Raw genomic sequence first — 14,475 nt, 5'->3', positions numbered from 1 at the left:
GATGATCGACAGATGGCTGAACCGACCACGGCGGAGCGGGATCCGGAGGCGGTCTCGAAGTTCGTCGAGGGCTTCGCGGCGCAGCTCGTCGAGGCCGGGATGCAGCGGATGCCCTCACGGGTCTTCGCGGCGCTGCTGGCCTCCGACTCCGGTGCGATGACCTCCGCCGAACTCGGCGAGCAGCTCCAGGTCAGCCCCGCCGCCGTCTCCGGCGCGGTGCGCTATCTCGCGCAGCAGCACATGGTCTCGCGCGAGCGGGAACCCGGCTCGCGGCGCGAGCGGTACCGCGTGCACAGCAACCAGTGGTACGAGGCGCTGACCAACCGCGACGCGGTGCTCAAGCGCTGGGAGCTGGCCCTGCGCGTCGGCGTCGACTCCCTCGGTTCCACGACCCCCGCCGGGCGGCGGCTCTCCGAGACCCTGGCGTTCTTCGAGTTCATCGACGGCGAGATCGCCGCCATGATGGAACGCTGGCGCGCGCACCGCGAGGCTCTGTACGGCGACACGTGACAAGCCGGCCCGGGCATCCCGGTCCACTTCCCTTCTGTCCCGTCCCGTCCCGTTCCGCTGCGCCCGCGCCCGCCGGGCAGACCGGCACCGCGCCCGCCGGGCAGACCGGCACCGCTCCCGCCGGAGTCGACCTGGTACCCCGTCCCGCCGGGGCGGACGGGCGCCCCGACCCGTGCGAGCCGTCGGCAGAGGCGAACCCCGCGCCGTCACCGGCAGGGTGCCCTCCGTGGTCCCGCGTCACTGGTGGCGCCGAGCCCCCGCCGTCGCTGTCAGCGCGTGGCCGGCAGGGTCAGGCCCCAGGCCGATTCCCGTACCGTCCAGGTTCGGGTCCGGACCGGGCCGCTCACCACGGAGTCCGCGCGGTAGCGGAAGTCGGCGCCGGAGACGGTGACCTTGTGGCCCAGCAGTCGCAGGGGCGAGGCCGCGGCCCCCACGGACACCGGGCGGACCTCGATCTCGGCTCCGGTGCCCGAGGCTCCGGGTGTCACGGACACGGCTTCCACGGGCTGGTCCAGATCCACCACGCACACCCCGTCGACCTCGATCCGCAGCCGCGAGGGCCCGGGGCCGGGTGCGGAGGCGAGCCGGGACGGCCGGGTGGCGAAGGTCCGTACGAGGGACTGGCAGGTGCGGAGCCAGGGGTGCGCTCCGGCCTCTCCGGGTGCTCCCACGTGCACCGGAGCGGGCGGCCGCGAGGGCAGTGAGGGGATGCGCAGCGCGCCGAGCACCACACCGTCACTGTCGTCCACGAGCAGGTCGAGCCGTCGCTCGGCCCCGTCGAGGACCGCCCTGGCCGCCGCGACGGCCCCCATCGGCACCCCGAGCGAACGGGACAGCGACAGCACACCGCCGACGGGCACGAAGGACAACGCGCACGCGGCGAGTTCCCGCTGCCGGTGCAACAGGGACACCGCCCGCAGCAGGGCCCCGTCGTCACCGATGACGACGGGGCGGCGCGCACCCCGGCGGATCAGTGCCCGAGCGAATTCCTCGGGCCCTTCCGGGAGGCACACTTTCGTCGCCGCACCCGCGCTGAGCACGTCTTTCGCGATCCGGACGGACTCGCCGTCCGTCCGTCGGGCGACCGGGTCGATGACCACCAGGAGCTGGTCGGAAGCCGCCACCTCGGTCCTGCCTCGCTTCCTCGGGTAGCATCTTTGTGCAAGAGCCCCTTGCGCCTTTGCGCCAGGGGCTTCGTCTATTCCGGGGCATCCGGTCCGACGGTCGCGGCCAATGGTGGTCGCCGGCGTACGCAGCCGTAGGCAGAACCAGCCGCGTACGTCCCCGACCTTGGACATGCCCCGCCCGGAAGGGGTGTACGCCTGTGCCCGCACTTGTGCTGCTCGGTGCTCAGTGGGGTGACGAAGGCAAGGGAAAGGCCACCGACCTGCTCGGTGGATCCGTGGACTATGTGGTGCGCTACCAGGGCGGCAACAACGCCGGCCATACGGTAGTCGTCGGCGACCAGAAATACGCCCTCCACCTCCTCCCTTCCGGAATCCTCACGCCGGAGTGCACTCCGGTGATCGGCAACGGAGTCGTCATCGACCCGTCCGTCCTGTTCTCCGAGCTGAACGGACTGAACGAGCGCGGCGTCGACACTTCCAAGCTGCTGATCAGCGGAAACGCTCATATCATCACGCCTTACAACGTCACTGTCGACAAGGTGACGGAACGCTTCCTCGGAAAGCGGAAGATCGGGACCACCGGACGCGGTATCGGTCCGACCTACGCGGACAAGATCAACCGCGTCGGCATCCGCGTCCAGGACCTCTACGACGAGTCGATCCTCGTCCAGAAGGTCGAAGCGGCTCTGGAGGTCAAGAACCAGCTCCTCACCAAGCTCTACAACCGCCGCGCCATCGAGGCGAGCCAGGTCGTCGAGGAGCTGCTGGGCTACGCGGACCGGCTCAAGCCGTACGTCGCGGACACCGTCCTGCTCCTCAACGAGGCGCTGGAGCAGGACAAGGTCGTGCTCTTCGAGGGCGGCCAGGGCACGCTGCTGGACATCGACCACGGCACGTATCCGTTCGTGACGTCGTCCAACCCGACCGCGGGCGGCGCCTGCACGGGTGCCGGCGTCGGCCCGACCAAGATCAGCCGGGTCATCGGCATCCTCAAGGCGTACACGACCCGTGTCGGCTCGGGTCCGTTCCCGACCGAGCTGTTCGACGCGGACGGCGAGGCGCTGCGGCGCATCGGCGGCGAGCGCGGTGTGACGACCGGTCGTGACCGGCGCTGCGGCTGGTTCGACGCGGTCATCGCCCGTTACGCGACCCGCGTGAACGGTCTGACCGACTTCTTCCTCACCAAGCTGGACGTCCTGACCGGCTGGGAGGAGATCCCGGTCTGCGTGGCGTACGAGATCGACGGCAAGCGCGTCGAGGAACTCCCGTACTCCCAGACCGACTTCCACCACGCGAAGCCGATCTACGAGACCCTCCCCGGCTGGTCGGAGGACATCACCAAGGCGAAGACCTTCGCGGACCTGCCGAAGAACGCGCAGGACTACGTGAAGGCGCTGGAGGAGATGTCGGGCGCCCCGATCTCCGCGATCGGCGTCGGACCGGGCCGCGACGAGACGATCGAGATCAACTCGTTCATCTAGCGCGGAGGTTCCGGGGCGGCTTCCGGACCAGGTTCCGGGGTGGCTTCCGGACCAGGTTCCGGAGTGGCTTCCGGACCAGGTTCCGGGGCGGTGGGCGGACCAGGTTCCGAAGCCGTTTCCGAAACAGTTGTTTCCACGAGTGCGCCCCCGGCCGACATCCGGGGGCGTACCCGTACCCGTGGAGCCGGCCTCAGCGCGAGGTCAGTCTCCACAGGTGGTCGGCGGTGCCGTTGTCGTCCCACTGCAGGACCTGGGCGCCGGTGGAGGTGCTCATGCCGTTCACGCCGAGCAGCAGACCGCTGTTGTAGTTGGCGATCTTGTAGTAGCCGTCACCGGCCGGTATCAGCTGCCAGAGGTGGTCCGCGGTGCCGTTGTCCGCCCAGATCAGCGCGGTCCCGCCGGCCGCCGTGCTCGCGTTCGTGATGCCGAGCAGCAGGCCGCTCGCCTTGTCGGCGATTTTGTAGAGGCCGGATCCGGCGGAGGTGAGGGTCCACGACTGGCTGGTGCCGGTGGAGGACGTCGCCTGGACGACAGCGGTGCCCTGGGCCGTGCCCGCGCTCTGGGTGTCCAGGGCGAGGGCGCTGTTCTTGTTGGTGATCTGGTAGGTCCCGGCGAGCGAGGTGGAGCTGCCGCTGGGGGTGACGACCAGGTGGTAGCCGTCCGAGGCGTTCATGGCCACGGGCACGGTGACGGACCCGTTCGAGACGGTGTAGTCGGCCTCCGAGATCGTGTACGGGGCCGATACGGCCGTGGTGCGGCCCTTGGACGGGGTGTACTCCAGCTTGGCGTGCACCGTGGCGCCGAACGCGGACAGTGAGCCGAGGCCCTTCACCGTCACGGCCGTCGAACCGGTGCCGCCGCCGAAGACGACGCTGATCTGCCGGCCGTCCCCGGAGCGGGACGCGGCTCCGTCGATGCCGGTCTGGGCCGGCGGCGTGGCGGGGACCATGCTGCCCGACATGTCGCCGTACCACTTGTAGAGCCAGTACGAGCCGTTGGGCGATCCGCCGGTGTCGGTGAGGGTGTCGCCGAGGGTGCCGTAGTGGTTCCAGAAGGCGAGTTCGGCGTCATGGACGCCCGCCCGCTCGAACTTGGCGACATAGCCGACGAGCGGACCCGGCACCCCCACCTCGGTGGGAGTCCCGTACTCCTCGATGGAGATCGGGCGCGCGCTGATGCCGAGGCTGCTTTCCAGGGAGCGGTACGCCGCGACGTGCGCCGCGATGTCCTGGGAGCCCTGGAGTTCGTGCCAGGCGATGATGTCGGGGACGGTTCCGGCGGCCTTGGCGGCCGTGAGGAACGTGGACATCCAGCTCTGGTTCCACGCCGAGTGGCTGGGGCCCTGGATCGGGGTGGTGGTGTCCTTGGCGCGGACCTCCTTGTAGGTGCGCGTCCAACCCGCCTCGAACGTACCGGCGTTGGTGGTGTCCCAGGTCCAGTCGGGTTCGTTCCACAGCTCGTAGGCACGGACGTTGGTGGCGGAGGAGGACTTGACCGACGCGATCTGGGTGTCCACGGCGGACAGCCAGTTGCTCCAGCTCACCCACTTGTAGGGGAAGTTCGGGTACCAGTCGGGCATGCGGACGACGACCCCGGCACCGGCCCGGGCGGCCTTGGACGCCACCTTCAGCGCGTCGCCCCCGGGCGCGGGTTCGCCGTTGGGGAGCTGTGAGCCGCCCGGCGCCATCTGGACGAAGGTGTTCGGCTTGAGCGGGGTGACCAGGCCGTCGGCCGGGGTGCTCGCGTCGGCGAGGCCGTACAGGCTGCCGCTCGCCGCGTGGGTGACGGAGCGGAGGGTCTGGTCGGCGTTGACGACCAGGGTGGTGGCCGTGGTGGGGGCCGCCTGGGCGGGGGGCGCGGTGAAGAGGGCGGCGGCCAGGGCGACGGCTCCCAACGCGGCCGGCGCCCGGCCACGATGGGGCCTGACGGCGGCGCGGCGCACTCGGCTCGCGGGGTACGTTCCGGCTGTGCGGCTCGTACCGTCTGCGCGGCTCGGACCGACGATGCGGCTCGTACTTCGTAAGCGGCGAATGGAGCTCGTGCGTCTTTTGCGGCTCGTGCGGCTCATGGAGGAGCCTCCTGAAGGTGGGGAGCGGGGAACGCCTGCTCAGTCCTTCACCGCGCCCGCGGTCACGCCCGCGGCCACGTAACGCTGTGCGAGGACGAGCAGGACAGTGGCGGGGATCGACGCGACGACGGCGGTGGCCATGATCGCGTTCCATTCCTGGTTGTTGTTGCCGATGTAGTGGTAGATGCCGAGGGTGATGGGGCGCATGTCGCCGCCGCCGTCGAGGGTGTTGGCGAAGACGAAGTCGGACCAGGCCCACAGGAAGCCGAAGAGCGAGACCGTGACGATCGCGTTGCGGCTCACCGGCAGGACGACGGAGCGGAAGATCCGCCAGGTGCCGGCGCCGTCGATGCGGGCCGCGGAGATGAGTTCGCCGGGGATGCCCGACATGAACGCGGCGAAGATCATGACGCCGAACGGCACGGCGATGGTGGAGTCCGCGATGATCAGGCCCCACCAGGAGTCGATCAGTCCGAGGTCGAGGAAGAAGCCGTAGAAGCCCATCGCCATGACGATGCCGGGGATCATCTGGGCGCCCAGCAGCGCGAGAGAGAGCGGTCCCGCGCCGGGCGGGCGCAGCCTGGCGAGGGAGTAGCCCGCCGGGGCGGCGATGACCAGGGTGAGGGCGACGGTCCCGAGGCCGATGAGCAGGCTGGTGCCGAGATAGGGCAACTGGTCGTTCAGGACGGCCCGGTAGCCCTCGAAGGTGGGGTGCAGCGGGAACAGGTCGGGCGGGCTCTTGCGCATGTTCCGCTGCGGGGTGAGGGACACGTTCAGCATCCAGTACACCGGGAAGAGCATGAGCGCGGTGAGGGCGACGCCGAGCACGGTGTGACGGCGTTTGCCGGTACGGGACTTCACGACTCCTGCCTCCTCTGGACGCGGATGTACAGCAGCCCGAAGGCGAGGGCGATGACGATGAGGATGTTGCCGACGGCGGCGCCGGGGCCGAACCTGGGCAGCAGGGTGCCGAATCCGAGCTGGTACGACCAGGTCGCCAGGGTGGTCGAGGAGTCGCCAGGGCCGCCCTTCGTCATGATCCAGATCAGGTCGAAGACCTTGAGGGTGTAGACGAGGCCGAGCAGCAGCGTGATCGCCGAGACCGGGCGCAGCAGCGGGAACGTGACGCGGCGGAACTGCTGCCAGGTGTTCGCTCCGTCCAGGGCGGCGGCCTCGTACAGCTCGGCGGGGATGTTCTGGAGGCCGCTGTACAGAATGACCAGGTTGAAGGGGATGCCGATCCAGATGTTGGCGATGACGACCGAGGTCAGCGCCCAGTGCGGTGAGGTGAGCCAGCCCACCGGGTCGACGCCGACCAGGTGCAGGGCGTAATTCACCACGCCCGACTCGCTGTTGAACATCCAGGACCAGGTCGACGCCGACACGATCAGCGGCAGCAGCCAGGGGATCAGGAACAGGGCCCGCAGGGTCGGGGCCAGCGCGAACCGGCGGTTGAAGAAGACGGCGAGGGCGAGGCCGGCGGCGTACTGGACGGCGATGGACGCGAAGGTGAAGAGCATCGTGTGCCGCATCGCCGGGGCGAAGGACGGGTCGTCCAGGACCGTGCGGAAGTTGTCCCATCCGGAGAAGGGGGCGTCGCCCGCGACGAAGGATCTGACGGTGTAGGCGCGCAGGCTCAGGTCGAGGTTGCGGTAGAGCGGGTAGGCGTAGAAGGCGGCGAGGTACGAGGCCAGCGGCGCGAGGAAGGCGAGCGCCGTCAGCCGGCTCCGGCGGTGATGGGTGAGCATGCGGATGCCTCTGCGGTTTGCCGGGTTCGGTCGGTGGGGGGTCGGGGCCGTGCCGGTACATCCGCCCGCGTCCGGACGGATCCCGGCGGCCTTGCGAAGCGGACGTGGGTGCTGATCCGTCCGGCCTGCGGGCATGTGATGTACCGGCACGTCCCCTCCCGCGCGTACCCGGCTGCGGGTGCGTCGTGGTGGCCGATCAGCCCGGGAAGTTCAGCCCCAGGGGGATGGGGGACCTACCCTTTGGAAGCCGCGGTCTGGGCGTCGCCCAGGGCCGCGGCGGGGCTCTTGGCACCGGAGAGCGCCGCCTGTACGGCGGTCCACATCGGCTGCGAGATGGTGGGGTACTTGGTGCCCAGGCCCCCGCTGGTGCGGCCGCGCGCCGCGGCCACCGCGTCCACCCAGGGCTGGAGCTTCGGGTTCGCCTTGACCTGCTGGGCCTGGACCGCGGCGGTGGGCGCCACATAGGTCAGCGTGGTGTCGCTCGCCAGCAGGTTCGGGGAGCTGGTCAGGCAGGAGACGATCTTCTTGGTGGTGTCGTAGCGGCCGGTGTCCTTCTGCACGGGAACGGTGACGAACTCGCCGCCGGTGGGCACTGGCGCCGAACCCCCGTTCTGCGCGGGGATGTTGACGATTCCGTACGGGAATCCGGCCTTCTCGGCGTTGGCGAGCTGCCAGGTGCCGTTCTCGCCGAAGGCGTAGTCCCCGGTGGCGAACTCCTGCCAGCTCGTGGTCTGGGTGTTGTTCAGTACGTCCTTGGGGGCGTAGCCCGCGTCGACCCACTGCTTCCACAGGGTGAGGGCCGCCACGCCCTTGGCGGAGTCGAGCCGGGTGAGGTCGCCGCCCGCGCCCCAGAACCAGGGCAGGAACTGGAAGCTGCCCTCCTCGGTGTTGATCGCCGAGAAGGTGATGCCCTTCTTGCCCGTCGCCTTGATCTTCTTGAGGGCCGCGGAGAGGGACGGCCAGTCCTTGATGGCGGCCGGGTCGACGTGCGCGGCGGACAGGACCTTCTCGTTGTAGTAGAGGGCGAGGGTGTTGGCGCCGATGGGAACGCCGTAGGCCGCGTCGTCGAGGGTGCCCGCGCCGATGATGTTCTTCTGGATCGAGGCCGTGTCGAGGCCGAGGTCGCTGGTCTTGGTGAGGATGCCGGCCTCCACGAGGGTGGAGACGACCGGGTTGTCGACCAGCATCACGTCGGGCGCGTTGCCCTGCTGGGCGGCGAGCAGCGCCTTGTTGCCCAGGTCCGTGGTGTCGTACGCGGTGCGCTTGACCTTGACCCCGGCCTCGGTGCCGCACGCGGTGACGCGCTTGCCCCAGTCGGAGGAGGCGTCGAACTGCGGGTAGGGGTCCCAGAAGGTGTACGTCGAGGACGAGCCGGACGAGGAGGAGGAGCCGGAGCCGCCGCCGCACGCGGTGACGGTGGCGAGGGCACAGGCGGTGGCTATGGCTGCGGTCAGGGTGCGGCGGGTGCTTCTCACGGGGTGACCTCGTTGTCGGGAGAGGGACGTGCGGTGGGACGTGCGGATTCAGGACGTGGGCAGCCAGACGCGCATGGCGCCGTCCTCGCGGTTGGCCCAGGCGTAGTAGGGGATCGCGGTGAGTTCGACGGGGTCGCCGGCCGGCGGGGCCGAGTGACCGGGGGATCGGTACGGCCACCAGGAGCCGTCGGAGGGGAGCTCGCGGCGGTGTCCGGCGGCCAGCACGGTGGTGACGCCGCCGAGCAGGTCGGGGCGCTGCTTGACGGCGAGCGGGCGGGAGGTGTCGAGGACGATGTCGTCGAGGCCGCCGCCCGGGTGGTCCGCCTGTTCCAGGCAGTACACGAGCGGGCCGCGTTCGATCGCCGCACAGCCGCGTACGGCGTCCACGCGCGGGTCGGCCGCGGTGAGCCGGGCGTCCAGGGCGAGTTCGAGGATCACCCGGTCGCCGGGCGCCCAGGTCCGCTCCAGGCGCAGCCAGCCGTCCTCGACGGGCGCGTCCTCGGTGTCGTACGTCCGGTCGCCGTCGTGCACCCGGAACGCCTCGCACCACTGGGGGATGCGGAGCGAGAGGGTCCAGGGGGTCCCGGGTGCCTCCTCGACGGTCAGCGCGATCGTGCCGTGCCACGGGTAGTCGGTCTCGGCGCGTACGACGACGGGGGCGCCGGCCAGGTCGGCTCGGTACTCGCCGGTGACGTACTGGTGGATCTGCAGACCGCCGGCGTCGGTGGACGCGAGGTAGTGCTCCAGGGAGGCCAGCAGCCGCATGGCGTTGGGCGGGCAGCAGGCACAGCGGAACCAGCGGGTGCGGCGGGCCGACTGGTCGCCGCCGGGGTCGGTGTGGCCGTCGCGGACCTGGAGCGGGTTGACGTAGAGCCAGCGTTCGCCGTCCAGGGAGACCCCGGCCAGGAAGCCGTTGTACAGGGTGCGTTCGATCAGGTCGCCGTAGCGGGCCTCGCCGGTGAGCAGGGCCATGCGCCAGCTCCACTGGACCGAGGCGATGGCGGCGCAGGTCTCGCAGTAGGCCCGCTCGTTGGGGAGTTCGTAGGGGTCGCCGAAGTCCTCCTCGTCGTGGTGGGCGCCGAGCCCGCCGGTGAGGTGGGTCTTCGTCGCCACCATGGCCCGCCACAGCCGCTCCGTGGCCGCGCGGAGTTCGGCGTCGGCGGTCTCGGACGCCAGGTCCGCCGCCGCGGCCAGCAGATACAACTGCCGTACGGCGTGGCCCTCCACGGTGGTCGCCTCGCGCAGCGGGACGCGGTCCTGGCAGTAGGCCTCGCCGCCGAGCAGGCCGTGGCCGTGCCGGTCGACGAAGTAGCCGGCCAGGTCGAGGTAGCGGCGTTCGCCGGTCTCCCGGTAGAGCTCGACCAGGGCTGTCTCGATCTCGGGGTGGCCGTCGATGCCGTCGAGGGGCTTGCCGCTGCCGGGGGCGCCGAAGACCGAGTCGATCTGGTCGGCGAAACGGCGGGCCACGTCGAGGAGTTCGGGGCGTCCGGTGGTGCGGTGGTGGGCGACGGCCGCCTGGATGAGGTGGCCCGCGCAGTACAGCTCGTGGCCCCAGCGCAGGTCCTGGTAGCGCTCGCCGTTCTTCCGGAGCTGGAACCAGGTGTTGAGATAGCCGTCGGGCTGCTGGGCGGCCGCGACCAGGGCGATGATCCGGTCCACCTCGGCGGCCAGGCCGCCGGCGGGCTCCTCGGCCAGCCGCCAGGCGGCGGCCTCCAGCCACTTGTAGACGTCGGTGTCGAGGAACGGGTACGCGCCCCGGAACGTGCCCTCGGCCGTGCCCGCCGCCAGCCGCAGGTTGTGCAGGTTGCCCGCCGACTCCAGCAGGTCCGGGCCCTGGGGGAGGGAGGTGCGCGCGTTGACCTCACGGCGGGTGTGCCAGAAACCGGCGCCGATCGTGACCGGCGCGGGGCGCAGCGCGCCGAGGGCGCCGGGACTGGGGTGGACGGGTCCCGTGCCGCGGAGGGCGGCGGAGCGGTGGCGGGGCATGGTTCTCCGGTTCTCGTCGGGAGCGCGTTCGACGGGTCGTGCACTGTTCGGAAACGGGTACGCCAGGGCACTCGGATACGGGTACGCCAGGACGCTCGGGCACGGGTACGCAGGGCTGCTCGGGAACTCGTTTGAGCAACCGTTTTCCTGCCGGAAAGTAGAGGGGAGACGGCGGAAGGGGTCAAGGGGCGTGACGCAGATTTTTCTCCGCTGCTCGGGCTCTGGCCCGTACCCCTGGCCGCTGGCACGATGGGGTCGCTAATGTCGTCGGCGAGGGACGATGTCGTCCTGGTCGACGCGAAGGAAAAGGATTGCCCGTGACTTCTGCTCCGCGCTCGTCCTCCGCCGGCCGGGCCAAGCTCGCCGACGTCGCCGCCCTCGCGGGAGTCAGTGTGGGCACGGCGTCCAAGGCGCTGAACGGCGGCGGACGAATGCGGCCCGAGACCCGCAAGCGGGTTCTCGACGCCGTGGAGTCGCTGGGCTTCCGGCCCAACCAGCACGCGCAGAGCCTGCACACCGGCCGGAGCTGGACCGTCGGTCTGATGACGACGGACGGCATCGGCCGCTTCTCCACCCCCGTGCTGCTCGGCGCGGAGGACGCGCTCGGCGCCGGGAAGATCTCCGTGCTGCTGTGCGACACCCGGGGCGACTCGATCCGTGAGCAGCACCATCTGCGCAACCTGATGGACCGCAGGGTGGACGGCATCATCGTCACCGGCCGCCGCACGGACCCGCGCCCGCCGTTGACCGGCGTCGACCCGATCCCCATCGTCTACGCGCTCTCCCCGTCCACCGACCCGGCCGACACCTCCGTCGTCTCGGACGACCGCGGCGGCGCCCAGCTCGCCATGGAACATCTGCTGGCCGCGGGCCGGACCCGGATCGCGCATGTCACCGGCCCGGAACACCACGCCGCCGCCCGTGACCGCGCCCGGCACGCGGCCGAGCACCTGGGGCGGTCCTCGCTGCGACTGGCCACCGGGCGCGTCCACTTCGGCGAGTGGAGCGAGGCGTGGGGGCGCCGGGCCGCCGACGCGGTACTGCGCACGGCCCCGGACACGGACGCCTTCTTCTGCGGCAACGACCAGATCGCCCGGGGAGTCGCCGACGCGCTGCGCGAGCGGGGCGTGGACGTTCCCGGTGACATCGCCGTCGTCGGCTACGACAACTGGGACACCATGGCGCTGGCCTGCCGTCCGCCGCTCACGACCATCGACATGGACCTCACCGAGATCGGCCGGATCGCCGCGCTGCGCCTCCTGGAGGCCATCGACGCCGACGACGCGGAGCCGGGACCGGGAGGCGTCCACACGGTTCCGTGCCGGCTGGTGGTACGCGAGTCGAGCTGACCGGAGGCTCCGCTTCGGGCGTTCGGGCGTTCGGGGCTTCGGGACTTCCGGATCCGGGTGCCCGGGGAGTTCCCGGCGTGCCGGGTCTGCTCGGGCGGGCCGGGCGGGCCGGGCGACTGTGGTGAGTTGCCCGGCGGTCGGGCCGGGCGTCGTCGTAAGCGCGATGTGACAGCGGGGTGAACACGGTTCGAAACCCCGGCTCGTTGTGCCCCGGAAACCTCGAACTGACCTTTACTTGACCGGGAGATGGGCTTCTCCTGGTTCACGAGGGGATAGGCGGGCGACCACGCTCTACGCGTGTAGTTCCGCATGGCTCGCACGGCACGTCCCCCTGCCCACGTCACCCCAGTCCCAGGAGTCCGTATGCCCGTCAATCCCCTGAACCGCCGGGAGTTCGTGAAGAAGTCGGCCGTCACCGGTGCGGCCGTGGCCGTCGGCGGCGTGGCCGCGGCGGCTCCCGCGCAGGCGGCGGACCGCAGGCACCCGAAGCCGCCGCGCACCTGGTCGTTCTCGATCCTGGGCACCACCGACCTGCACAGCCACGTCTTCGACTGGGACTACTACACGGACGCGGCGTACAAGGACAGCAAGGGCAACTCGGTCGGCGTCGCGCGCGTCGCGACCCTCGTCAAGCAGCAGCGCGCCGCCAAGGGCGAGGACCACGTCCTGCTCGTCGACGCCGGCGACATCATCCAGGGCACCTCGCTGGCGTACTACTACGCACGCGTCGACCCCATCGTCGGCACGAACGGCAAGCGGGGCCCCAAGCACCCCATGGCCATCGCGATGAACGCCATGCGGTACGACGCCGCCGCGCTCGGCAACCACGAGTTCAACTACGGCATCGAGACGCTGCGCAGATTCGAGCAGCAGTGTCACTTCCCGCTGCTCGGCGCCAACGCGCTGGACGCGAAGACCCTGCGCCCGGCCTTCACGCCGTACACCGTGAAGCGCATCCGTGTCCCCGGCGCCCCGGACATCAAGGTCGGCATCCTCGGCCTGACCAACCCCGGAATCGCCCTCTGGGACAAGGACAACGTCGCCGGGAAGATGGCGTTCACCGGGCTCGTCGAGCAGGCCAAGAAGTACGTGCCGCGGATGCGCGCGCTCGGCTGCGACGTCGTGTTCCTCACCGACCACTCGGGCCTGGACGGCAGTTCGTCGTACGGCAGCGAACTCCCGTACGTGGAGAACGCCTCCAACCTCGTCGCCCAGCAGGTCCCCGGCATCGACGCGATCCTCGTGGGCCACACCCACACCGAGGTCTCGTCGTACACGGTCACCAACACCGAGACCGGCAAGGACGTCGTCCTCTCCGAGCCCTACTGCTACGGCATGCGGCTGACCGTCTTCGACTTCGAGCTCGAACTCGTCCGCGGCCAGTGGAAGGTCACCAGCACCAAGGCGCAGACCCTCAACAGCAACACCGTCGAGGAGGACGCCGAGATCACCCGGCTGATCAAGGCGGACCACGACCTCGTCGTCAAGTACGTCAACACGCCCGTCGGCACGTGCACCGCCGACCTGTCCGCGGCGGAGGCGTGCTGGAAGGACGTCCCCGTCATGGACTTCATCCACCAGGTCCAGATGGCGGCCGTGGCCACCGGCCTGTCGACGGCCGACGCGGCCCTGCCGCTGATCTCCGTCGCCGCGCCCTTCAGCCGCACCGCCGACATCCCCCAGGGCGACGTCACCATCCGCGACGTCGCCGGGCTCTACATCTACGACAACACGCTGTACGGCAAGAAGCTGACGGGCGCCCAGCTCAAGGACTACCTGGAGTACGCGGCGAAGTACTACCACCAGGTCCCGTCCGGTACGGCGGTGGACACCGCCACCGTCACCAACGCCAACAGTTTCTGGGACTACATGTACGACACGGCGGCGGGGGTCTCGTACGACATCGACATCGCGCAGCCGGAGGGGTCGAGGATCAAGAACCTCTCCTACAACGGCTCCGCGGTCGCCGCGGACCAGGTCTTCGTCGTCGCCGTCAACAACTACCGGGCCAACGGCGGCAGCGGCTACCCGCACATCGCGGCCGCCGACATCGCCTACAGCTCCACCAACGAGATCCGCCAGCTGATGATCGACTACGTGACGGCCAAGGGCTCGCTGAACCCGGCGGACTTCGCGGTCGCCAACTGGAAGCTGACGCAGGACGGCACGCCGGTCTTCTGATCCGGCGTGTTCGGCGCCTCCGCCTTCAGGAGATACGCGGCCCAGGTCTCACCGGAGAGGGTGAGGGCTGGGCCGCCTGCCTTTGGCCTGTTCCCTGCCGGCTCCCGGCTCCCGGCGCTCCAGGCGCTCCAGCGGGCACGCGGATGACAAGGGGCATAGCCTGAAAACGCACGTTTGGGTGCCTCTGCGTGCGTCGACCGATGAAGAAGGTGAGCGCGATGCGCGTGATGCTCAGGGCCACCATGGACACGGAAAAGGCCAACGAGGTCATCCGCGACGGGAAGTTGCAGCAGTTGATGCAGGAGACGATGGAGAAGCTCAAGCCGGAGGCGGCCTACTTCACCACCAACGACGGCTGCCGCGCCTGCTACCTCTTCTTCGACCTCCAGGACCCCAGTCACATCCCGTCGATCGCCGAGCCGTTGTTCATGAGCCTCGGAGCCCGCATCGAGCTCGCCCCCGTCATGAACGGCGACGACCTGAAGAAGGGCCTGGCCGAGCTGGGCTGACGGCAGGGCCGGGCCGACGGCCGGGCTGGGTGCGCTGGTGT

The 14,475-nt window shown here is 70.2% G+C and carries 11 protein-coding genes; 5 read left to right on the top strand and 6 right to left on the bottom strand.

The window, feature by feature from the left end; genetic code table 11:
• Nucleotides 1-12: 12 nt before the first annotated feature.
• Nucleotides 13-510, top strand: a complete 498-nt coding sequence (locus tag ACIQRL_RS07865; RefSeq protein WP_401328558.1) for a GbsR/MarR family transcriptional regulator — start codon at nucleotides 13-15, stop codon at nucleotides 508-510.
• Between the two features lie 269 nt (nucleotides 511-779).
• On the opposite strand, the gene ACIQRL_RS07860 is transcribed toward ACIQRL_RS07865, so the two are convergent.
• Nucleotides 780-1,634: a diacylglycerol kinase family protein gene (locus tag ACIQRL_RS07860; RefSeq protein WP_401328555.1), complete on the bottom strand. Its 855-nt coding sequence runs from the start codon at nucleotides 1,632-1,634 to the stop codon at nucleotides 780-782.
• A 200-nt stretch (nucleotides 1,635-1,834) separates the two neighbouring features.
• Between ACIQRL_RS07860 and ACIQRL_RS07855 the strand changes: the two genes are divergently transcribed.
• On the top strand, nucleotides 1,835-3,118 hold the full coding sequence (locus ACIQRL_RS07855) for an adenylosuccinate synthase (RefSeq protein ID WP_401328553.1): 1,284 nt from the start codon (nucleotides 1,835-1,837) through the stop codon (nucleotides 3,116-3,118).
• 190 nt (nucleotides 3,119-3,308) lie between these two features.
• On the opposite strand, the gene ACIQRL_RS07850 is transcribed toward ACIQRL_RS07855, so the two are convergent.
• The 5 genes from ACIQRL_RS07850 to ACIQRL_RS07830 form a co-directional block, all read right to left on the bottom strand.
• A complete protein-coding gene (locus ACIQRL_RS07850) occupies nucleotides 3,309-5,012 on the bottom strand; it encodes an RICIN domain-containing protein (protein ID WP_401328550.1) in 1,704 nt (567 codons plus the stop codon).
• 213 nt (nucleotides 5,013-5,225) lie between these two features.
• The gene (locus tag ACIQRL_RS07845) at nucleotides 5,226-6,047 is read right to left on the bottom strand and encodes a carbohydrate ABC transporter permease (protein WP_401328549.1); all 822 of its coding nucleotides are present in this window, start codon (nucleotides 6,045-6,047) and stop codon (nucleotides 5,226-5,228) included.
• A complete protein-coding gene (locus tag ACIQRL_RS07840) occupies nucleotides 6,044-6,934 on the bottom strand; it encodes a carbohydrate ABC transporter permease (protein WP_401328546.1) in 891 nt (296 codons plus the stop codon). The genes ACIQRL_RS07845 and ACIQRL_RS07840 overlap by 4 nt, the downstream gene beginning before the upstream one ends.
• Before the next feature lie 233 nt (nucleotides 6,935-7,167).
• Nucleotides 7,168-8,409, bottom strand: coding sequence for an extracellular solute-binding protein (locus tag ACIQRL_RS07835; RefSeq protein ID WP_401328543.1), 1,242 nt, complete (start codon nucleotides 8,407-8,409; stop codon nucleotides 7,168-7,170).
• 48 nt (nucleotides 8,410-8,457) lie between these two features.
• Nucleotides 8,458-10,395, bottom strand: coding sequence for a glycoside hydrolase family 127 protein (locus ACIQRL_RS07830; protein ID WP_401328540.1), 1,938 nt, complete (start codon nucleotides 10,393-10,395; stop codon nucleotides 8,458-8,460).
• A 317-nt stretch (nucleotides 10,396-10,712) separates the two neighbouring features.
• Between ACIQRL_RS07830 and ACIQRL_RS07825 the strand changes: the two genes are divergently transcribed.
• The 3 genes from ACIQRL_RS07825 (at nucleotide 10,713) to ACIQRL_RS07815 (ending at nucleotide 14,434) form a co-directional block, all read left to right on the top strand.
• Complete coding sequence (locus ACIQRL_RS07825) at nucleotides 10,713-11,744, top strand: LacI family DNA-binding transcriptional regulator (RefSeq protein WP_401328538.1); 1,032 nt, start codon at nucleotides 10,713-10,715, stop codon at nucleotides 11,742-11,744.
• A gap of 363 nt (nucleotides 11,745-12,107) precedes the next feature.
• Nucleotides 12,108-13,925, top strand: coding sequence for a bifunctional metallophosphatase/5'-nucleotidase (locus tag ACIQRL_RS07820; RefSeq protein ID WP_401328536.1), 1,818 nt, complete (start codon nucleotides 12,108-12,110; stop codon nucleotides 13,923-13,925).
• 218 nt (nucleotides 13,926-14,143) lie between these two features.
• Nucleotides 14,144-14,434, top strand: a complete 291-nt coding sequence (locus ACIQRL_RS07815) for a hypothetical protein (protein ID WP_401329535.1) — start codon at nucleotides 14,144-14,146, stop codon at nucleotides 14,432-14,434.
• Nucleotides 14,435-14,475: the final 41 nt, after the last annotated feature.

The organism is Streptomyces sp. NPDC091209, from assembly GCF_044757755.1.
Taxonomy (GTDB): domain Bacteria; phylum Actinomycetota; class Actinomycetes; order Streptomycetales; family Streptomycetaceae; genus Streptomyces.
Note: the sequence above shows the minus strand (reverse complement) of the source record. Positions and strands in the feature narration are given on the sequence as shown.